This window comes from Pseudarthrobacter siccitolerans, from assembly GCF_001046895.1.
Taxonomy (GTDB): Bacteria; Actinomycetota; Actinomycetes; order Actinomycetales; family Micrococcaceae; genus Arthrobacter; species Arthrobacter siccitolerans.
The window spans coordinates 41,073-61,564 of the sequence record NZ_CAQI01000053.1; the positions used below are offsets into that span (position 1 = coordinate 41,073).

A 20,492-nucleotide genomic window follows, 5' to 3' on the forward strand; every position below is an offset into this window, starting at 1 on the left:
AAGGCTGCCGGAGCCGCGGGTCGCGCCCTCGGTGGCCACCTCCACGGACAGCCACCTGGTCATCGCGGACGTCACCCGGAACTTTGGCAGCCAGCCGGTTCTGAAAGGCGTCAATCTTTCCGTGGCCCGGGGTGGAACCACCGCCATTGTTGGTCCTTCCGGATCGGGGAAAACCACCCTGCTCCGGCTGATCGCCGGGTTTGACCATCCGGTCACCGGCAGCATCTCCCTCAACGGTGCCAAGGTGGCCGGGGACGGCGCCTGGGTGCCGGCGCACAAACGGCACATCGGATATGTAGCCCAGGACGGCGCCCTGTTCCCCCACCTCAGCGTGGGCAAAAACGTTGCCTTCGGGCTTGACCCGGCGAAGCTGCCCGGCGGGCGCAGGGCTGTGCAGGACCGCATCCGCGAACTGCTGGAGATGGTGTCCCTGGATCCGGACATGGCGAAGCGGCGTCCCCACCAGTTGTCAGGCGGCCAGCAGCAGCGCGTTGCCCTGGCCCGGGCCCTTGCGCGTGAGCCTGAACTGATGCTGCTGGACGAGCCGTTCTCCGCCCTCGACGCCGGCCTCCGTGTTGCCACCCGGCGGGCAGTGGCGAACGTCCTGAACCAGGCGGGCGTCACCACCATCCTGGTGACCCATGACCAGGCTGAAGCGTTGTCCTTTGCTGACCAGGTTGCAGTGATGCGCGGCGGAAAACTGGCGCAGATCGGCAACCCGTTTGTGGTGTACACCCGCCCCGCCGACCGCGCCACCGCCGAGTTCCTGGGCGACGCCGTTATCCTGGACGCCTGGATGGAGGGTTCGCTCGCCACGTGTTCACTGGGCGGCATCCCGGTCCGCAGGCCACCGGCGCAGGGCCGGGTGCAGCTGATGCTGCGGCCCGAACAGATCCGGATCGCCGAGGACGGCCCCATCCGCGGCGTAGTGGTGGATACCGACTACTTCGGCCCGGAAACCACCGTCCGGCTCAAGCTTGCTGTTCCACCGGAGCTCGCCGGCGGTTCAGACCACCGCTACCCGGGCGGCGGCGAAATCATCACTATCCGGCACTGGAACGCCTCCATCGCCCGGCCCGGCATGGAGCTCTGCCTTCGGGTGGTGGGCGAAGGCGTTGCATTCCCGATCGAACCTTGAGCCGGTCGAACCCTGAGCCGGCCGTGCCCGTCAGCGGATGCGCGCGAGCGGGGTGACGGAGCCGCTCGTAATATTCACGGTGCCGCCCGCTGCAGCGAGCCGCACGTCCTTGCCGCCCGACGGCGGGAAGACGAGCGAGGTGACGGTCTGCCTGCCGCCATCCACAAAAACCTCCACGGAGGACCGGTCCACGTACGCAGTCAGGCGGACGGAGCCACGTCCCGGTGCGCCCTCGGTTGCGGAGACTTGGCGGTAGGTTTCCTGCGCTGCGGCCTTGTCACCCGATGCGTCCGGGCGGGGACCGCTGGCAACCTCGTCTCCGTCCCGGGCAACAAAAGCCTTGCCCTCGGCAAAGTCATAGCCCACGGTGGCATATGCCTTCCCGCCGCTTTGCAGAAGGACCCGGGCTTCGCCGGTCCCGGATTCAAGCTTTTCGAGTTCCAGGTCAACCTTGAACGCTCCGCTGGCCGGAACTGGCAGGACCTCGCCGTCTTCTGCCAGCGGTCCCTCCGCGACTGGCTCTGCGGGGCCTTCCAACGATTCCAGGGCACGGGTGGGCGTGGACACCAAAGCCGGCCGGCCGCCGTCGGACTCCAGGCGGATGTCCCGCACCACAGAGGCAGCGCCGAACCAGTCCCTGGTGGGCAGCTCGCGGGCGTAGGCCCAGTTGTTCATCCAGCCGATGGCGTGCCGTGACGACTTGCGCTGCCCGTCGGTGAGCCGCGGGTCGTCCCAGGTGACGGCCGCGTAGAAGTCCGGCCCGGCGTCGAGCCACTGGTGCTCTCCGTCCGCCGCGAAGCCCTTGCCATCCCAGGTGCCCGTCCAGTAGGCCAGCCCGGTGGTGCGGCCTTCCGCGGCACCGTTGGCGCCGGCAGCCAGCACCCAGGTGCGCCGGGAGGGATCGCCGTCCACGTCCATTTGGAAGAAGTCGGGGCATTCCAGGATGCCCAGGCCCTCCCGGTCTAAGCCCGAGACATAGTTCCACCGCTTCAGGTCCTGCGATGTGTAAAAGCCGATCTTGTGGCCTTCGGCAAGCAGCATCAGCCACTGGTTGTTTGCCTCGTCGCGCACAATCCGCGGGTCCCGCCAATGCTCCGCGCCGGGGTTGTCCATCACCGGATTCCCGTCATAACTGGTGAAGCTATACCCGTTGTCCGTGGAGTAGAAAAGGGATTGGCGCTGGACGCCGTCGTCCTGCTGGGTAAGGATCGCCACTACCGCGCCTTTGCCAAAACCTGCCGTTCCTTCGGTGTCGACGACGGCAGACCCGGTTTCAATGTCCCCCAACCCGTTGCGGAACTTGGGGATGGCCACACCCTCGTTCTTCCAGTGGACCAGGTCGGTGCTGGTGGCGTGGAACCACTCGGTGCCGTTCCCCTCGGGGTAGTCGGCGTTGTAGAGGTAGTAGTAGTGCCACACTCCAGCCAGGAGAAAAGGGCGCTGCGGATCGTTCATCCACCGCTGCTCGGGGGTGAGGTGGTAGGCCGGGCGGTAGCCGGGATCGTCTTCCAGAGTTTCGAGTTGGGCCGCGTCCGGCGCCGGCCAGGTCCGCTGCACGCCCAGGTCGGTGAGCAAGGCGTCCCGGGCCTCGGAACTGATGCATTCCGGAAGCTGCACAGCCTCCGGATCCTGCCCCACGCCGTCGGCCTTGCTGCTGCGGAGGAACACCTGGCCCTCCACGCGAGCCCCGGCAAGCCAGCCGCCGCCGCACTCGATGCTGCGCACATCCTCCGCGCCCTCCGCCGATACGTCCTGGCCACGCTGGGTGAGCGACCGGTCTTCGCCCTTGAGCCACAGGGACGCGTAGGCGCCGGAACGGTCCTTCGCAGCGGTCTGGGCGGCTGCGACGCTGTCCAGGACACGCCGGGCCTTGGCGTCTGCTCCTGAACCGGCGTTGCCGGACAGGACCAGGGAGAGGACCACCACCAGGGCGGCAGCGGCCGCAGCGGCGGCCCACCATAAGTGGCGGCCCGGGAAAAATCGAGAGGGAATTCTGAAGGGTTTGCGGATCATGGGTATCGTTCCGTCGCCGAACACACAAATGCCGCCCCCGGATGAGGAGGCGGCATCAGCGCAAGTGAACCATCAACCCTACGCGTTCAAACGCCAGGACCCAATTACTGTTACATCCCGGCCGGACGCTTCTTCTGCGGGTACGGCGCCTCGCCGCGGGCCAGCATGTCCACGAACCCGGCAATTTTGCGTTCGCGGGTGGCAGCCTGTTTCACCGAATTGGTCCGGTAAATCAGGGCAAAGCGGTTGGTTTTGGTGAGGACATCGAACATCGCCTGGGCGGCCGGAACGGCAGCGATGGCGGCAGCCAGGTCCGCCGGGACTTCGGCCGTGGCCTGCCCGTCGTACGCTTTGTCCCAGCGGCCGTCTTCCTTGGCTGCGTTGACGGCGGCCCAGCCGGCCTCTGCCATCCTGCCCTCGGCGTCCAACCGGGCCACATGGCCCACGTTCCGGGCAGACCACGGGCTTTTGGGGCCCCGCGGCGTCATCCGTTGCAGGGAAGTTTCTGCATCCCGGCCCTTGCCCTGGCCATCGATCCAGCCGAAGCACAGCGCCTCGTCCAGCGCAGCCGCATAGTCCAGCGCCGTTACCTGCCCGCCCTTCTTGTGCAGCACCAGCCACACGCCGGGGCTGGTCCTGTGGTTTTCTTCCAGCCAGCCGCGCCAGGCGGCGGCGTCCGGCACCAGCAGTTCCTCGAGTTCAACAGCCATTTCCCTATTCTGCCCGCGGGCGGCGACGGCACAAGCCCCTCCCCGGCGGACACGGGCCGTGGCACCATGGGCTTAGGCCTGCTCAACCAAACAAAAGGAAAGATCATGCTGCGTGTCCGTCCGCTTCATTTCACGTCCAAGATCGATGTCTGGGAGCTGCTGCTCACCGAGTTGGGCATGGTCCGCAGCGAAAATGAGCCCGGGTGGCAGGTCTTTGACGCCGGTTCAGGCCGCCTTGCCCTCCATACCGTGCCGGACGGGTCAGCCGAGGACGGATCCACAGCATTCGCCGTGGAGGTGGGCGACCTTGCCGAATTCACCCGCCGGACCAATCTCTCGGCCCAGGACGATGGAACCGCTCCTGCGGAAATCATCACGGCGGATCACGGTGAAACCTGCCGGATCACCGCACCGGACGGCTTCACTTTCCTGGCCGACAAAGCCGCCCACATGGCCCAGTGCGCCGACGCTGACCCGGCCCTGGCCGTCGTCGGGGTCTGGTTTACGGAGGATACCGCCGCGGCAACCCGGACGCTGCGGCACATAGGCGCCCGTCCCCGCCCGGTGCCCGACGCGGACGAAACCGCCGACTTCACGGCCAAGAACGGAGGCGTGCTTTTGGTGCGCCCGGCCGCGGGTCCGTCCCGGCCCGGCATTGGTTTTGAGTACGACGGCGGCCTGGAACCACTGCGGGCACGCCTCGCCTCCGCTGGGTTCGAGGCAACGGTAACGGAGGAGGCCTTTGGCAGCACGCTCCACGTGGCCAACCCGGACGCCGGGTCCGGCGCGGCCCACGTGCCGGCTACGGTGTGGATCTCCGAGCACCGTCCCATGGGGTAGAACTTAAGCATGAACGTGCGCACACCTGACCCGAATCCCGGCTGGCTCTCCGAAGAAGACCTATTTGAGGCGCGCGGGCGGCTGCCCATGGTGTACGTGGAGGCTGTGCCGGTCCGGCTCGATCCGCTGGGTTTCGTCAACGAAGTGGGAACCCTGCTCCAGGCTGACGAGGACGGCACCATGGTCCGCTCGCTGGTGTCCGGGCGCGTCATCTACCGCGAGACCATCCGGGCCGCGCTTCTCCGGCACATGGAAAAAGACCTTGGTCCGCTGGCGTTCCCGCAACTGCCCATCAGCCCGGTCCCCTTCACGGTGGCCGAATACTTCCCTGCCCCGTCGCAGACCGGCTTCACCGATGAGCGGCAACACGCCGTGTCCCTGGCCTACGTGATCCCGGTGACCGGCGAATGCGAACCCCGCCAGGACGCCCTCGAACTGACCTGGATGACCCCCGAGGAAGTCCTGAGCCCCGGCGTGCAGATGGAATTTTCCGGCGGCCGCGGGGGCCTGATCCGCCAGGCCCTGGCCTTCGCGGGCGTGGGGTTCTGACACCCTCGGCTGCACCCGGCGTCCCCGACTTCGGGCGCCCTCCTTTGTAGACTGTAGGGCGGACCGCAAGAGAACTTAAGGACTCCCATGACCGAAACACCAGCCGCCCGGAACTACAGCGAACAGCAGGCTGGATCTCTGACCACCGGCAGCCACATCCTGCTGCCGGACGGTGAGCGGACAGCGGAAATCCGCCAGGTTGAGCTTGAACTGGACGATTTCGGCGCGCCCGCGCTGGTGCTGGCCAGCCTGTCCGGCGGCGGAACCTTGCGGATCGCCGTGGGCACGGCAGTGACGGTGCTGGACGGGGAGTCCGACGGCGTCACGCAGCTTCCGCTGGCCGCCATCCCTGCCGAGGCGGCCGGCACCGCCCCGGAAACAGGCCCGGTCAAGGTGGCCGGGCAGGAGCAGCCCGGCGAAGAGGCGGCTGCGGCACCTGCGGCTCCCGCCGTCGTCGTACCTCCCCTGCCTCCGGTTCCCCCGGCGGCAACCGGCCCCAGCGAGGAGGACCTCGCCCTGATCCCGGCACCGAAGGGCACCCCGGAATCAGTGGTGGAAGCCGCGGCGGACGCCCACCCGGACGCGGAAGGTGTGCTGCTGCTGGCCGACCGGCTGGCGAAAGGGGTCAACTTCAAGTCGGGCAGCTGCCTGAAGGACCTCAGCGACCTCGCCCACGAACTGTTCATCACGCTCAAGGACGCCGATGGTGCCCTGGCCGTCGCGGACCTGCTCAACGTCCTGCCCTATGACGGGAACCCCGGCCGCTGGGCATCCGTGGAAGCCTCCCTGGCGCTGTCCAGCTACATCTGCCGGCAAAACGGCCAGGAGGAGCGGGCCGAGGTCTACGAAAAGCTGATCCGCACCCCGGAAAACCAGGAAACGGACCCCTTCAAGGCCAGGATGGCCGCCAAGGTCCGGCAGCGCTCGCTCAACGAGCCCAACCTGTACGACAAGGAAATTTTCCGGTCCATCGACAACTCCAACCACGACGCCGAGCGGGAGTGGCGGCTCCTGCGGCTCGAATCCCTGCTGTTCCTGCGGGCGCACGGGGGCTCGGAAACGATCGGGGCGGGCGAGCTTGAACGCCGCATCAGCAACGAACTTGAGGCAGTCCGGGCCTGAAGTCCACAGCCAACAAATTACCCCTACCCGGCGCGGGGCGGGAGTTGTACATTCGGGGCTATGACTAACAATCTGAGCGTTGTGATCAATGCTGACGCGCCGCAGGTCTGGACGATGCTGCGCGAACCGTCCAAAGTGGCCCAATGGCACGGCTGGCAGGCCGAGGACCTGGACGCCGAGATCAAGCAGATCTACTTTTCCGGGGACGAAGAGGAAGCACCGGACCACACGAGCTTCACGGTCCACGGCGGCGACGTCTTCGAGCTCCACCCCGAGCCCAACGGGACCCGGGTCAGCATCACCCGCGCTGCGCTGGACCACAACTCGGAATGGGCCGCCTGGGACGAAGACATCACCCAGGGCTGGCTGACGTTCCTGCAGCAACTCCGCTTTGCGCTCGAACGGCACCCGCACGGGAAACGCCACACACTGTTCCTGCAGGTGCCCGGCGGTGCGGTTTCCGCCACTGAAAAACTCGGCCTCTCGGACGTTCCCGCCCCGGGCGCTGAGTACACGCTGACCTTGCCCACCGGCGAGGAGATCTCCGGGAAGGTCTGGTACCGGAGCAACCACCAGGTGGGGCTCACAGTCCACAGCTACGCGGAGCACGGGGACGGCCTGCTGATCGTGGCCGACCAGCCCAAGATCGAGGATGTCCGGCCCGACGGCGGCTCGCTGGTAATTATCTCCACCTACGGCCTGGGCGCCGGCCGGCTTGACGCGATCCGCTCGTCCTGGGACTCGTGGCGGGCTGAGAACTACCCCACAGCGGAACCGGTCAGCTGAGGGAACAGTCCCAATTGCTGGCACACTGGTACGGTGCCAGCCAACCCTGCTTCCGCTTCGTCCCCTTCTGCCCCGGCGGCTGCCCCCGCCGTGGAAACCGCACTGCACGGCGCGTTGTCCCGGCAGTCCGAGTTCGGCTTCCGGGTGGGCTCCCGCCTTGCGGAGGCGTGCCCTGCATCGGCCGCCCAGGTTGCGGACAACGGCGGTGAATTCCTGGGGCGCACCGGCACCATCACCACGCCCCATGGGGAAATCCGCACACCCGCGTTCATCGCCGTGGGGACAAAAGCCACGGTGAAAGCGGTGCTGCCCGAATCGATGGCTGACCTTGGTGCCCAGGCCCTCCTGGCCAACGCCTACCACCTCTACCTGCAGCCGGGCGCGGACATTCTCGATGAAGCCGGCGGGCTGGGTGCCTTTATGAACTGGACCGGGCCCACGTTCACGGACTCCGGTGGATTCCAGGTGATGAGCCTGGGCTCGGGGTTCAAGAAGGTCATTGACATGAAGACTGTTTCTTCCGCGGACGCGGCTGTTCCCGATGACGCCGTTGCCCCCGGCAAGGAGCGCCTGGCGCATATCGACGACGACGGCGTCTGGTTCAAATCGCACCTGAACGGGGATAAACACCGCTTCTCCCCCGAGATCTCCATGCAGGTCCAGCACCGGATCGGCGCGGACATCATGTTCGCCTTTGACGAGCTGACCACCCTGCAGAATTCCCGCGGCTACCAGGAGGAGTCGCTGGAGCGCACGCGGCTGTGGGCGGAGCGGTGCATCACGGAGCATTTCCGGCTGACCGGGTCGCGGGCGGGGAAGCCGTACCAGGCGTTGTTCGGCGTGATCCAGGGCGCCCAGTACGAGGACCTGCGCCGGAAGGCCTGCCGGGACCTCGGCGCCATGCCGTTCGACGGTTTCGGCATCGGCGGGGCCTTGGAAAAGGAGAACCTGGGCACGATTGTCCGCTGGTGCAACGAGGAACTGCCCGAGGACAAACCGCGCCACCTGCTGGGCATCTCCGAGCCGGACGACATCTTCACGGCCATCGAAAACGGCGCCGACACCTTCGACTGCGTCTCCCCCACCCGCGTCGCCAGGAACTCCGCGTTCTACACGCCGCAGGGCCGGTTCAACCTTTCGGGCGCCAAGTACAAACGCGATTTCGGCCCGCTCCAGGACGGCTGCGACTGCTACACCTGCACCCACTACTCGAGGGCCTACATCCACCACCTGTTCAAGGCCAAGGAGATGCTTTCCGCCACCCTGATCTCCATCCACAATGAGCGCTTCGTGGTGAAGATGGTGGACGATGCCCGGCTGGCCATCGAAGCAGGCACCTTCTTCGAGTTCAAGGCCGAAACCCTGGGCCAGTATTACTCCTGACCAGGTTCCTGGGACGGCTCCGATATCCTGAGCCCATGCCCATCGAGATCCCTGCCGCAGCAGGCACCGCCGAAGCCCTGGTGGCCCGCCCGTCCACCGGCACCGGCCCGTTTCCCGGCGTCATCCTCTACATGGATGCGTTCGGCCTCCGCCCCCGCATCCAGGACATGGCCCAGCGGGTGGCCGATTGGGGCTACATCGTCCTGGCGCCGAACGTCTTCTACCGCGAAGGCAAGGCCGCCGAGCTTGCTCCCGCCACTGACATGACCACGCCGGAGGGCAGGGAAACCGCCGGCAAGGCCGCCTTCCCGCGGGTGGGGCGCCTCACTGCGGACAAGGCCATGGCCGACATCGATGCGTGGGTCAAGGCGCTCGGCGGGCTCGACGGCGTCACGCCCGGCCCGATCGGCGCCTTCGGCTACTGCATGGGGGCCAGGCTTGCCGTCCGCACCGCCGCGGCGCGGCCGGATGTGGTGGCAGCCTGCGCTGGATTCCATGGCGGCGGACTCGCCACCGACGCCCCGGACAGCCCCCATCTCGGCCTTGCCCGGGCCCGCGCCCGTTTTGTTTTCGGCCACGCGGACCACGACCCGGGCATGACTCCCGACGCCGTCGCCGGGCTGGGCGGGGCGCTCCAGTCCGCTGGCCTTCAGGCGTCGAACGAGATCTACCCCGGAGCATCGCACGGCTACTCGATGGCCGACACCTCGGCCTTCCATGCCGAGGCCACGGAGCGTCACTTCCGGGAGCTGCGGGCGCTGCTCGACGCCACCCTCAAGGGCTAGCTAAGCGCCGTAGCTCGGTTCGCGCTTCTTGACCCAGCCGATCACCAGGGACGTGACCGGCACAAAAATGAACTCCACCAGGGTCTTGTACACGAAGCCCACCACCACGTAGTTCACAAACGTGCCGAATTCAGTGATGCCGATGACGGAGGCGGCGATGCTGCAGAAGATCAGGGTGTCCACGAACTCGCCCGCACCTGAGGAACCCATCAACCGCGCCCACAGGGACTTTTCCCCCGAGCGGGCCTTCATCTTCACCAGGATCCAGGAGTTGATGGTCTGCCCGGCGAGGAAGGCCAGCAGGGAAGCCAGCACAATCTGGGGTACCGGGCCCAGGGCGCCTTCCAGCGCCGCCTGCTTGGCGGTCCCGTACTCGTCGCCGAAGCCGGGCAGGGCGATGATCACCCAGTAGCAGAGGGACGCGAAGACTGACAGCGCGAACGTGGTGAAGATGGCTTTGCGCGCCACTTTGAAACCGTAGACCTCGCTGATGACGTCGCCCAGGATGTACGCCAGCGGGAACAGGAAGAAGCCGCCATCGGTGATGATGGGCCCGATTGCCACGCCTTTAGAAGCGCCGATGTTGGACAGGATCAGCACTACGGCCATCACCGCCAGCATGATCCCGAAGTACGGGGAACCGATGGAAGCGAACCTGGCGCCGCTGCCGGTGGGAGTGGTTTCGGGCACGGCGTTCTGGCCTGGGGCTGAGGGCATGGAGAGTCCGTTCATAGTGGTTCGCTCGGGGCCGGGAAAGAATCCGGGCGGCCGGCTGTATTAGCACTGTCCGTCCCATTGTCCCATTGAACGGGTACTGTCAGGGGCGCTGTCCAGGCACACAAAGCGGACGGCCGACGCCGGATGGCAGGATGGTGCCATGACTTCCGTTGCCACCGATGTCCAGTCCCCCGCAGCTGCACCCGCCGTCGTCCTGACCATCGCCGGTTCCGAAGCTACCGGCGGTGCCGGCGCGCAGGCTGATCTGAAGACCTTCCAGGAGCTGGGGGTCTTCGGCATTGCCAACCTGACCTGCATCGTGTCCTTCAACCCGAACGACAGCTGGAACCACCGCTTCGTGCCGGTGGACCAGCAGGTGATCGCCGACCAGCTGGAGGCGACGACGGCGGCCTACGGTCCGTCGTCGGGCGCACCGTCCGTGCTGGACACGGTGAAGATCGGCATGCTGGGCAGCCCGGCCACCATCAGCACCGTGGCGGGTGCCCTCGGGGGCGGCCGGTTCCGCAATGTGGTGCTGGACCCGGTGCTGATCTGCAAGGGCCAGGAGCCGGGACACGCCCTGGACACCGATCAGGCGCTGAAGGCGCAGATCCTTCCGCTGGCCACCTTCGTGACGCCGAACCACTTTGAGGCGGAGTCCCTCTCCGGCCTGGAGATCACGGACGTGGAGTCCCTCAAGGCAGCAGCCGTCCGCATCCATGAGCTGAGCGGCGCCGCAGTTCTCGCCAAGGGCGGGGTGCGGCTGGCAGGCCCGGACGCCGTCGACGTTTTCTACGACGGTGAAACGCTTGAGGTGCTGCGCGCGGAGAAGGTGGGCGAGGTGGCGGTGTCCGGAGCAGGGTGCTCCCTTGCTGCCGCGGTCACCGCCGAACTGGCCAAGGGCGCGGCGCCGCTGGAGGCTGCACGGACTGCGAAGGCCTTCGTCACCGCCGGGATCCGGAACCGCGTGGCCTCGGGTGCACCGTTCGATGCCCTGTGGCAGGGCGGCCCGCGCTAGCTTCCCCGCAGCCCGCTTCACTGCCTGTTTTACTGCCGGGCCGCAGGCAGCATCAGCGGGGGTCGGTGACCCTCCCCATAAACAGCGGCAAGCCAGTCTCCGTGTGGACGATCTGGTAGTGGAACGGCCGGTCAAAGGCGATGGACCTGTCGGGCTGGGCCGGGCCGCTGCTCACCATACCGTTGATCTGGGTGACGGCTGCCGCTATGGTCCCCTTTTCCGCGACTGTGATGTTCGCGTCCTGCGCAGCCTCGGTCAGCACCATGCCCGGCTGGATGGCATCAAAATCCGTCGTTGTTTCCAAGGTTTTGCGGAGGCCCAGTTGCTCGAGCACCGCCCGCACATCAAAGCTGCTCTTGTGGTCCCAGGCGGGCAGTGCCAGTTCGACGGGTTCCGGGTCTGCGGCCTCCAGGGCAGGTGCCACGCCGGCCAGCATGTCCGCCTGGACGGCGGCAGCACCGCCGTCGGAATCTTCCGCAGGAAGCACCAGCCGCATCACAAACCCTGCGCCGTACGGCAGGTCCACTGCCTGCCAGCCCGGGCCCTCGGCGTATGCCATCTGCTGCACGGCGTGCATTGTGGGCACATTGGCGGTTCCCTGCGGCGTTGCGAACGGCCGGTCCGACGTAGCCTCAGCCTCGAACGGGGTATCCCAGGCTCCGGCAAAATAGACGGTGTTGAGGAGGCTGAAGGTGTTCCTGGTGTCGTATCGGGCGGGCGCCTTCTCGATCCGGCCGCCGGTGTTCCTGGTGACCCAGGCGTCCATCGCCGGCTTCGTGGCCGCCTCGTCACCGAAGTCCACCGGGTACACGCCGGTCCCGTAGTGCTTCGCGAGGGTCTTCAGGTAGTCCTCGCCCGTGGGAACGTTCCGGTCCACAAACAACCCGTTCGCGGTATGCACCAGCGGTTTGGCGGGCGGGTTCTCCTCGTCAACGGAGCCGGGGTCGCCGTCGTAGTCTTCCAAGGCGGCGAGCAATCCGTTCATGGCCTCGTCCCGGCCGTCAGCCGGAAGGCCGAGCATGGCATCCATCTCTGCGGCGGCGTCCCCGGTTGCTCCTGAGCGCAGCATGGCCAGGGCAATCAGCAGGCTGCCGGGCGAGGCAACCACGTTGCCTTCTCCCCCGCCGGCCAGGAGGGCATCACCCAGCGTGAAGGCGGAATTCCGGAAGGCGGCAAGTTCTTCGCTCAAGGCTGCGCTGTCCACAGCAACCCGTTCAACGCCCTCGGCCGTGAGCATCTGCGGCGGCGCCGGCGCAGCACACCCAGCCATGGCCAGCACTGCGCCCACCGCGATTGTCCGCTGAAAATGCTTCACGGCTGTTGCCTCCCCCGGCGTCACCAGGCGGAAACCCGCCTGCTTCCAGTGAAACAGCGGTGCCGGCAGCGGACCATGCCTGTACGGTCACGCTTTGCACTCATTTAGGTCTCGCCACCCGCGACGCCCCCACAGGACGCTCTATCACTTAACGCGGGAAAACCCGCAACGCTCCATCACTTTCCTGAAGAGAGTGATAGAGCGTTCGGGTATTTCCTGCAGGAACTGATAGAGCGTCCTGGTGTGGTGGGCGTACGACGGCGGGCGGCCACCCGCCGTCGTACCCTCCTTTGTTCCTTCTGCCGGCGTCAGACGCCCACCGGGTCCTTTTCCTTGTCGCCGTCCTTGGATGCCTGGACCCAGGCGTGGCCCTGTTCGCGGTCCAGGTGGGTAGCTTTTTTGTTCTTCAGGGCGAAGATATACACCAGCAGGGACACGGCAATCGCCACGGTGACGTAGGTGAAGAAGAGGTCCTCCCGCCCGGCTTTCTGGAACGCCGCGCCGATCAGCGGGACGGTGCCGCCGAAGAGCGAGTTGGCGATGGCGTAGCCCAGGCCCACGCCAAGGGCGCGGATGGAGGCCGGGAAGAGTTCGGCCTTCACCAGTGCGTTGATGGAGGTGTAGCCGCCCACGATCAACAGGCCGCCCATCATGAGGAGGAACGCGGTGAACGGATCCTTGGTCCCGGCAAGGGTGGAGAGCAGCGGCCAGGTGAACAGGACGCCGGTGATGCCGAACCACAGCAGCAGCGGCTTGCGGCCCACCTTGTCCGAGATGATGCCGTAAACCGGCTGAAGGAGCATAAAGATGAACAGTGCCCAGAAGTTGATCACGGAGGTGTCCGTCTTGGCGATGCCCGAGGTATCGTTCATGAACTTCAGGATGAAGTTGGTGTACGTGTAGAACGCCACGGTGCCGCCCAGAGTGACGCCGATGCAGATCAGCAGCGGCTTCCAATACTGGGTGAACAGCAGTTTCATGGTGCCCGGCTGGGCTCCGCCCGCCGCCGGCGCCTTGGCAGCCTGGATCTGCTCGGCCGAGACAGTTTCTTCCATGGAGCGCCGCAGCCACAGGACCACCAGCGCGGCGACGCCGCCGATGGCGAACGGGATGCGCCAGCCCCACTCGGTGAGGTCGCCCTTGGGCATGGCGTTCTGCAGGATCACCAGGACCAGCAGCGCCAGCATCTGGCCGCCCACCAGGGTGACGTACTGGAAGCTGGAGAAGAATCCGCGGCGCTTGCTGGTGGCGGCCTCTGACATGTACGTGGCGCTGGTGCCGTACTCGCCACCCACGGAGAACCCCTGGATCACCCTGATGAGGACCAGCAGGATCATCGCCCAAAGCCCGATCACATCCTGGGTGGGGAGGACGGCGATGGCGAAGGAACCGGCAGACATCAGGGTCACGCTGAGCGTCAATGCTGCCTTGCGGCCCTTGCGGTCCGCGTACCGGCCGAAGAACCAGGCGCCGATGGGGCGCATGAGGAAGGACGTGGAGAAAACGGCCATGGCTTCAAGGCCGGCCTGGAGTTCATCCTTGGAGTTGAAGAAGTGCGCCTGGAAGTAGGCGGCGAAGACTGTGTAGACGTAGAGGTCGTACCACTCCACCAGGTTGCCGGCGGAGCCCTTCAGAATGTTGCCCACGGCGCGCCGGGTCTGTGCCGACTCGCTGACTGCTGCGCTTTGCTGGCTGCTCATCGCTGAACCTTCCTTGGCTGCGCGGTCCCCGCTGTCCGCTCCGGCCTGATTTTTGTGCTGTCCACGGCAGCGTTGCTCATGGTTTCCTCCTTGAGGTTGTTCGTCCCCTCGTAACGCTTGAGGACCTCGTCCAAGCTATGCGTGAGCCACGGCACAGCCCAAGCGAAAACGGAATTCCTAACACTTCCTTAGGTATTCATTCCGGTTGCGGTTGTGCGGGATCGGTTGCCGGTTGTGCCGGGACGGTCCCGCGTACGCGGCGGAGAACCGGCGGAAGGGGTAATCTGCCAAGGGCGGGCAGAATGGTCCGGGGTCCGCGACGCCGCGCCGCTCGACCTCGCCGCTCGACCTCGCCGCTCGAAAGGGAACAGGAACTGGCTATGGACGTGCTCATCGTCGAGGACGACGACGCCATGGCATCCGCCCTCGAAGCGGCGGTGGTTTCTGCCGGGCACAAGTCCAGCAGGGTTTCCCGCGGCGCGGACGCGCTCCTTGAGCACCGGCGGTTCGGAGTCATTTTGCTGGACCTCGGACTCCCGGACATGGACGGCCTCGAGGTGCTGCGGAAGCTCCGCCGGGTGACTCCTGTCCCCATACTGATCCTCACCGCGCGGGACGATGAACGCAGCGTGGTGCTGGGCCTGCGCTCCGGAGCCGACGACTACCTGGTCAAACCGGTCAAGCTGGTGGAGCTGCTCGCCCGGATCGAGGCGGTGACCCGCCGGGCCGCAAGGTCCCAGGACACCCGGCAGCGCCTCATCACGCTGGGGGAACTGGAAGTGGACCTCGAACGCCGCGTGGCTGTCCGCGCCAAGGAAGACCTTCCCCTGACGGCCACGGAATTCGACCTGCTCGCGCTCCTGGCCAGCCATGCAGGTTCAGTGGTGACCCGGGAGCAGATCCTGGACTCGCTGTGGGGTGATGCGTTCGTCGCCTCATCCCGGGCCCTTGATGTCCACCTGACGGGTCTCCGGGCCAAGCTTGGACTTCCGGGCTTCATCATCAACGTCCGGGGCGTGGGCTACCGCATCGAGGCGGATTCTGCGTGAGGCTCCGCGTCCTCGGGGTCCTGAGCGTCCTGTCCGTCCTTCTGGTCCTCATCGCGTCCAACACCATTCTGGCCTCGGCCGGCAGAGAACTTACCCAGGAACTCCAGATCAACCGGGCCGCGTCCCTGAACCGGCTCGCCCAGGTTGCCTTCGATGCCGGGGCCGACGGCGGCGACGTCACCCAGCTGCAGGCCGAAATGGACCGGTACTCCGAGCTCTACGGCGAGGGCGTCCTCATCCGGCTGCAGCAGGGAACCCTGCGCTCCGGCGGCCTCAGCGAGGACAGGGCCGACGTGCGCGATGCCCTGGCCAGGGCGGGCCTGAACCTGAGCGACACCACGTTGGCGCCGCTTCAACCCTTCGGCACCGGCCCGGCAGTGATTTCCCGCTCCTTCGGAAGTGCCAGCCAGGTGCTCGGGGCGGCCGTCCTGGAAGTCAACCAGGACGCTGCCCGGCAGAAACTGCGCGAACGCTGGCTCGCCGTCGGACTGGCCGCAGCCGCCCTCGCGGCCCTGCTCCTCATCGCCGCGGCCCGGGTGACCCGTTGGGTGCTGCGCCCGGTCCACCGGCTCAATGCCGCCGTCGCCGAGCTTGAAACGACCGGCCGGAGCGGCCGGCTGCCGGAGGAAGGCCCGCCCGAGCTGAGGGAGCTGAGCCGGTCCTTCACGTCCATGGCACAGAGTGTCAGCGACAGCATCGAAGCCCAGCGCCAGCTCATCGCGGATACCTCCCATGAGCTCCGCAACCCGGTGGGAGCGCTGCGGTTGCGGATCGACCTGCTGCAGCTGGAGCTGAAGACCGCCAAGGAGCGGGTTGCCGCCTCCGCCGTCGTCACCGAGCTTGAAAGTGTGGAGGAGATCCTGGACGGCGTGTTGAAACTTGCCGCGGCGGAGCACCGGGCCTTCGCGGACTCGGCCGGAACCCCGTCCGGAGGCCCCTCCCCCGACGACCGGACTCCTATTGACCCCTTTCCCGTCCTGCAGGGGGAAGCCGAACGGGCAGGACCCGCCGCTCGGCTGGCGGGTGCCTCCATCGTGCTCGGGAGCCCGCCTCAAGTGCCGGCACTGATCTCCTGCCGCCCGGACGACCTTTCCCAGATGGTTGGCGAACTGCTGAACAACGCCATCAAGTACGCCGGCGGCGCCACCATTGCGGTTGGAGTCAGCGCACGCGGCAACACTGTGGTGATCGAAGTGTCCGACGACGGGCCCGGGCTTTCGTTCGAGCAAAGGTCAGTGGCCACCCGGCGTTTTTGGCGCTCGCCGGAGCACACGGCGGTCAGCGGTAACGGCCTGGGCATGACCATCGTGGACAAACTTGCCGTGGCGAACGGCGGACGCCTTCTGCTGGCCGCGGCACAGCCCCACGGCCTGCTCGCCTGTCTCGAGTTCCCGCGAGCCGGCTCAGAGCTGGGAGACGAACCGGCAGGCGGCACGGCATGAGTGACCCGTCTTCCCTTCTGACCGCACCCTCGATATCCAGGCGTTGGGTGCTCAAAGCCGGTACGGCCGCTGGACTGGCGGGAATTGTGCTGCCGGCGCTGGGCGCCTGCACTCCGGAAGACCGGGTGGATTCTTTAGTTGTGGCTGGTGGCGAGCCGGGCGGTTTCTACCTCGAGTTCGCTACCCTGCTTGCCGCCTCGCTGCAACGCAACGGGGTGGCCCGGCAAGCCACTGCCCTCCAGACTGGCGGCAGCCTGGACAACCTCGAGCACCTCCTCGCCGGGCGGGCCACGTTCGCGGTCGCCCTTGCTGATTCGGCGGCCGAAAAGGCAGCGGGGAGGATCGCATCCGAGGCGGGAATCGCAGCCCTCGGCCGGGTCTACGAAAACTACGTCCACTGTGCTGTCCGGCAGGCCAGCGGTCTTCGCGCCATCTCGGATCTGGCAGGCAGGACGGTGGCTGTGGGTGAGCCGGGGTCCGGAACGTCCCTGACCACACCGCGCCTGCTCGAAGCAGCCCGCCTTACTTCCGTCACCGCCGGTGGTGCCGCCAGCGGTGGCGGACAAACGGTGACGGTCCTGAACCTGGGACTCAATGACGGGCTGTCGGCACTCCGGGACGGATCAGTGGATGCCTTGTTCTGGTCCGGCGGCGTGCCCACCGCCGCCATCGCCGCCGCGCACCACGACGTGGGCCTCGCTTTCCTGGATCTGTCCGTGCTGCTTCCAGTGCTGCGTGAGGAGTACGGCACCTTTTACGACCGGGTGCTTATCCCGGCCGGAGCGTACGAGGGGCTTCCCGCAGTCTGGACGGTGGGGGTGACCAACCTGCTGCTGTGCCGGAGCGATCTGGGGGATACCACTGTGAAGCGGACGGTGGAGCTGCTCGTGGGCCGCGCGGAGGAGCTCATTCCCCAGTCCAGCCTGGGCGTCCAGTTCCTCAGCCCCGAATCCCTCATCAACACCGCCGGCCTGCCGCTGCATCCTGGAGCAGCTGCCGCATACCGCGAGCTCCACGGGTAGTTCCGGCGTACCGGCCTATGCCATTCGAAAAAGCCTGGACTGACCCTGGAATCGGGCCCCCACTACCACTTGAAGTTGCGTGGCAGTCGGTGTCACAGCCCTTGCATACGCTCTGACCATGAATACGCCACTTAATTCTATAAATCAGCTTCATACCATTGGCCTCAACGAGCGCAGAAGCGTCTCATTTGATGTGGGCGTCATTTTCTTAGGCGGCCTGTTCATATGGGCGATGCTCATACTTCTCCTGTCGGGACCCGACTGGTCCGTGGAGGTTCGCGAGGTGTCCTTTCTTGACGGACGGATCCTCGGTGCATTCCTGGTACTGTCCCTCGATCCCACCGGTATCACGCAGTTTGTCGCCTTGGCCGGCGTGGTTCTCGCTTTGAGCCGCTTTGACCGCCATTCCTCAGAAGATCTGGGAATGGAAGACGCAGTCAGGCTCTGGACCCGACTTGAGTTCAGGGTGCTGATTCAGTTCTTCCTAACCCTGGTCGCGGCATCTGCTCCATATCGCGCCATCAGTTGGATAATCCTCCACGTCAATGAAGTCGGCTGGGATCAACAGGCCGCTGCAAGTGCTGGGACCTGCATCATTCTCTGGCTGCTGCTACTGCTGGCTGGACCGACGTCAACGTTCTACGGCCTTAGCGAGATTCAAAGGAAGTGGCGTGTTGTCGACGTACTCCACAAGGCTGGAATTCTTGAAAGAGCGTGGGGCTACCGATGGGGTCAAGACCTTTACGACAGCGACATACAGAGTCGGGTGGCTCTGCGTATCATCGGCAACTGGTTAGCAATTTGTGGCCTGTCTGTTGCGTGCGTTGATGCATTAGGGAGGCTCTTAGATCCGGCATACCAGCAGCTTTCTGATCCACAGCACATCCGGTTCTTGATCTTAGTCGGGGTGAATCTTGGAGTCCTCGGCTTTGCCGGAGTTCTAGTAGGCGTGGGCCTGGCTCTGTTGTCGATAAAGGCGAGAAATGAAGGACGAGCAAAGGGTTCCTATATAACGCGTGTGTTTGCTCTGGCCGTCCCCTTTCTGTTTGCGACTGGGACCGTGATCGCAGTTGGCATGCCCTACCTTCCCCTGCTCAGCGCCATTTTGTTGATTGGCTTAGTTCAACTGGCATGCATTCGGGGGCTATTAAGTGACAAGCCTTTGACTAAGCAGGCTTGGAACCCGGTTCGTATATTCGTCCAGAATCTGAGGTATCTCATTCATAGACGCGCGCACTTACGTTCCGTAGCGCTTCAGGCTCGATGGCGCTCAGCTATCGAGGGGCTGGGATCGCGTGAAGGAAAAAAAGCATTAAAAGAAGCACGGGGCTGGAGGGCCTCGCAGAATCTTCGCCTGCCGTTCTTGAACTCCTGACCCCGGCGTTAACTCCCGGAGTGCGCCTGCAGGAAGCTGTACACCTCGGTTTCGTCCACGCCCGGGAAGGCTCCGGGCGGCATGGCGGCCAGCAGGTGCGAGTGGGCGCGGGCGGACGGCCAGGCGTTCCCGGCCCATTCGGAAGTCAGCGATTCCGGCGGCCGCTTGCAGCAAGTGGGATCCGGACAGTTGGAAGTAGCCCGCGCCGTCGTCTCCCGCCCTCGGAACCACTTCACGTGCTGGTAAGGAACGCCGATGCTCAATGAAAACTCGCCGCTGGGCGACCGTTCAGTGCGGGCGGTGCACCAGTACGTGCCGGACGGAGTGTCCGTGTACTGGCTGTAAGCGCTGAACTTATCCGGCACGTCAAACACTGCCCGGGACGTCCAGGCCTTGCAGGACGGCTGCCCCTCGATGGCGCCGGTGTGATCCTGCGGAAAATTCACGCCGTCATTCTCGTAGGCCTTGTAGATGATCCCGCTCTGGTGCGTCTTCTGGAAATGGGTGGTGATTCCCAGGTGCTTGGTGGCCAGGTTGGTGAAGCGGTGGGCCGCGGTTTCGTAGGAAACGGCGAACGCGTCCCGGATATCCTCGACCGCGATCTCCTTCGCTGTCTTGGCTTTTTGCAAAAATTCCACCGTTGCCTGCTCGGGGAGGAGTAGGGCGGCGGCGAAATAGTTGGTGGCCACCCGCTGCGCCAGGAAGTCACCGTAGTTCCGGGGCGTCTCATGCCCCAGAACGTAGTGGCCCAGGGCCTGCAGCAGCACCGAGCGGGGATCGTGGTCCTGCCGCTGGCTCTGCGTCAGATAAATTTTGCGGTTCTTCAAATCTGTCACTGACCGCGTCGAATGAGGCAAATCGCCCACGTGATGGAGGGTAAACCCGAGGTGCGCCGCGATGTCCGCGATCACGTGCTGGCTCAGCGGCCCGGTGGTGTAACCCACCTCTTTGAGGACCTTCTGCGCTTCGGCCTCATACTCCGGAAAGTAGTTGCCCCGCTCCCGCATCATCGCCCGCAGTTCACCGTTGGCCCGGCGGGCTTCTTCCGGGGTGGCCACCTGCTCGTTCATCTTGCGTTCGAGCTCCTGCAGCAACCCCACCTGGGCCTCGAGCACATCCAGCGGAAGCCGCGAGCTGATGCGGATTTTGGGCAGGTTCAGGGATTCATAAAGCCGCCCGCGCTGGTACCGTTCGAGCTCGATTTCCAATGCCGCCCGGCGGCTGGGAGGTTCGGCCCCCAGCAGTTGGTCGATGGTGACGTTAAGGGCCCCCGCAAGGTGCTGGAGCAGGGTCAGCTTAGGCTCACGCTTGCCGTTTTCAATCAGGCTGAGCTGGCTTGGAGCGGTGCCAACGGCGGCGCTCAGGTCATCGAGCGTGAGCCCGGCTTGTTTGCGCAGATGGCGGACGCGGCGGCCTAGGGCAATCACGTCCAGTTCCGCTGCGGCGGTGGACGGCGGTTGGGACACGTCCCTGTTCCAGCTTGAAGGTGGCATTTCTGAAGAATACGGGAAGAAGTGCATTTCTTTCC

The 20,492-nt window shown here is 65.7% G+C and carries 18 protein-coding genes; 12 read left to right on the forward strand and 6 right to left on the reverse strand.

The window, feature by feature from the left end:
• Nucleotides 1-4 precede the first annotated feature (4 nt).
• Complete coding sequence (locus tag ARTSIC4J27_RS17215) at nucleotides 5-1,138, forward strand: ABC transporter ATP-binding protein (protein ID WP_200900860.1); 1,134 nt, start codon at nucleotides 5-7, stop codon at nucleotides 1,136-1,138.
• Between the two features lie 30 nt (nucleotides 1,139-1,168).
• On the opposite strand, the gene ARTSIC4J27_RS17220 is transcribed toward ARTSIC4J27_RS17215, so the two are convergent.
• Both ARTSIC4J27_RS17220 and ARTSIC4J27_RS17225 read right to left on the reverse strand, forming a co-directional pair.
• Nucleotides 1,169-3,151: a glycoside hydrolase family 32 protein gene (locus ARTSIC4J27_RS17220; protein ID WP_050056431.1), complete on the reverse strand. Its 1,983-nt coding sequence runs from the start codon at nucleotides 3,149-3,151 to the stop codon at nucleotides 1,169-1,171.
• 110 nt (nucleotides 3,152-3,261) lie between these two features.
• Nucleotides 3,262-3,861, reverse strand: a complete 600-nt coding sequence (locus tag ARTSIC4J27_RS17225; protein ID WP_050056432.1) for a YdeI/OmpD-associated family protein — start codon at nucleotides 3,859-3,861, stop codon at nucleotides 3,262-3,264.
• A 105-nt stretch (nucleotides 3,862-3,966) separates the two neighbouring features.
• Here ARTSIC4J27_RS17225 and ARTSIC4J27_RS17230 point away from each other — a divergent pair, with 105 nt between their 5' ends.
• The 6 genes from ARTSIC4J27_RS17230 to ARTSIC4J27_RS17255 all read left to right on the forward strand — a co-directional run bounded on the left by ARTSIC4J27_RS17230 (nucleotide 3,967) and on the right by ARTSIC4J27_RS17255 (nucleotide 9,326).
• Nucleotides 3,967-4,701, forward strand: coding sequence for a hypothetical protein (locus ARTSIC4J27_RS17230; RefSeq protein ID WP_050056433.1), 735 nt, complete (start codon nucleotides 3,967-3,969; stop codon nucleotides 4,699-4,701).
• A gap of 9 nt (nucleotides 4,702-4,710) precedes the next feature.
• Nucleotides 4,711-5,250, forward strand: coding sequence for an NUDIX hydrolase family protein (locus ARTSIC4J27_RS17235; RefSeq protein ID WP_050056434.1), 540 nt, complete (start codon nucleotides 4,711-4,713; stop codon nucleotides 5,248-5,250).
• 87 nt (nucleotides 5,251-5,337) lie between these two features.
• Complete coding sequence (locus ARTSIC4J27_RS17240) at nucleotides 5,338-6,372, forward strand: DUF6707 family protein (RefSeq protein ID WP_050056435.1); 1,035 nt, start codon at nucleotides 5,338-5,340, stop codon at nucleotides 6,370-6,372.
• Between the two features lie 60 nt (nucleotides 6,373-6,432).
• Nucleotides 6,433-7,158 (forward strand): SRPBCC family protein, encoded by a 726-nt coding sequence (locus ARTSIC4J27_RS17245; RefSeq protein ID WP_050056436.1) that lies wholly within the window; start codon nucleotides 6,433-6,435, stop codon nucleotides 7,156-7,158.
• A gap of 33 nt (nucleotides 7,159-7,191) precedes the next feature.
• Nucleotides 7,192-8,541: a tRNA guanosine(34) transglycosylase Tgt gene (gene tgt, locus ARTSIC4J27_RS17250; RefSeq protein WP_050056437.1), complete on the forward strand. Its 1,350-nt coding sequence runs from the start codon at nucleotides 7,192-7,194 to the stop codon at nucleotides 8,539-8,541.
• Between the two features lie 35 nt (nucleotides 8,542-8,576).
• Nucleotides 8,577-9,326, forward strand: coding sequence for a dienelactone hydrolase family protein (locus tag ARTSIC4J27_RS17255; RefSeq protein ID WP_050056438.1), 750 nt, complete (start codon nucleotides 8,577-8,579; stop codon nucleotides 9,324-9,326).
• Here the strand turns inward: ARTSIC4J27_RS17255 and ARTSIC4J27_RS17260 are convergent, their stop codons facing one another.
• Nucleotides 9,327-10,043: a queuosine precursor transporter gene (locus ARTSIC4J27_RS17260; protein WP_050056923.1), complete on the reverse strand. Its 717-nt coding sequence runs from the start codon at nucleotides 10,041-10,043 to the stop codon at nucleotides 9,327-9,329.
• A gap of 160 nt (nucleotides 10,044-10,203) precedes the next feature.
• Between ARTSIC4J27_RS17260 and ARTSIC4J27_RS17265 the strand changes: the two genes are divergently transcribed.
• Nucleotides 10,204-11,061, forward strand: coding sequence for a hydroxymethylpyrimidine/phosphomethylpyrimidine kinase (locus ARTSIC4J27_RS17265; protein WP_050056439.1), 858 nt, complete (start codon nucleotides 10,204-10,206; stop codon nucleotides 11,059-11,061).
• Between the two features lie 52 nt (nucleotides 11,062-11,113).
• On the opposite strand, the gene ARTSIC4J27_RS17270 is transcribed toward ARTSIC4J27_RS17265, so the two are convergent.
• Complete coding sequence (locus ARTSIC4J27_RS17270; protein WP_407681138.1) at nucleotides 11,114-12,376, reverse strand: serpin family protein; 1,263 nt, start codon at nucleotides 12,374-12,376, stop codon at nucleotides 11,114-11,116.
• A 308-nt stretch (nucleotides 12,377-12,684) separates the two neighbouring features.
• Nucleotides 12,685-14,076: an MFS transporter gene (locus ARTSIC4J27_RS17275; RefSeq protein WP_050056440.1), complete on the reverse strand. Its 1,392-nt coding sequence runs from the start codon at nucleotides 14,074-14,076 to the stop codon at nucleotides 12,685-12,687.
• A gap of 380 nt (nucleotides 14,077-14,456) precedes the next feature.
• Between ARTSIC4J27_RS17275 and ARTSIC4J27_RS17280 the strand changes: the two genes are divergently transcribed.
• The 4 genes from ARTSIC4J27_RS17280 (at nucleotide 14,457) to ARTSIC4J27_RS17295 (ending at nucleotide 18,964) form a co-directional block, all read left to right on the forward strand.
• A complete protein-coding gene (locus tag ARTSIC4J27_RS17280) occupies nucleotides 14,457-15,125 on the forward strand; it encodes a response regulator transcription factor (protein ID WP_050056441.1) in 669 nt (222 codons plus the stop codon).
• Nucleotides 15,122-16,567 (forward strand): sensor histidine kinase, encoded by a 1,446-nt coding sequence (locus ARTSIC4J27_RS17285; protein WP_050056442.1) that lies wholly within the window; start codon nucleotides 15,122-15,124, stop codon nucleotides 16,565-16,567. Before ARTSIC4J27_RS17280 ends, ARTSIC4J27_RS17285 begins: the two co-directional genes overlap by 4 nt.
• A complete protein-coding gene (locus ARTSIC4J27_RS17290) occupies nucleotides 16,564-17,589 on the forward strand; it encodes a TAXI family TRAP transporter solute-binding subunit (RefSeq protein ID WP_050056443.1) in 1,026 nt (341 codons plus the stop codon). The genes ARTSIC4J27_RS17285 and ARTSIC4J27_RS17290 overlap by 4 nt, the downstream gene beginning before the upstream one ends.
• Before the next feature lie 118 nt (nucleotides 17,590-17,707).
• Entirely contained in the window at nucleotides 17,708-18,964 is a 1,257-nt protein-coding gene (locus ARTSIC4J27_RS17295; RefSeq protein WP_152683910.1) for a hypothetical protein, read from the forward strand.
• Nucleotides 18,965-18,972: 8 nt separating this feature from the next.
• On the opposite strand, the gene ARTSIC4J27_RS17300 is transcribed toward ARTSIC4J27_RS17295, so the two are convergent.
• The gene (locus ARTSIC4J27_RS17300) at nucleotides 18,973-20,484 is read right to left on the reverse strand and encodes a helix-turn-helix transcriptional regulator (RefSeq protein ID WP_050056445.1); all 1,512 of its coding nucleotides are present in this window, start codon (nucleotides 20,482-20,484) and stop codon (nucleotides 18,973-18,975) included.
• Nucleotides 20,485-20,492: the final 8 nt, after the last annotated feature.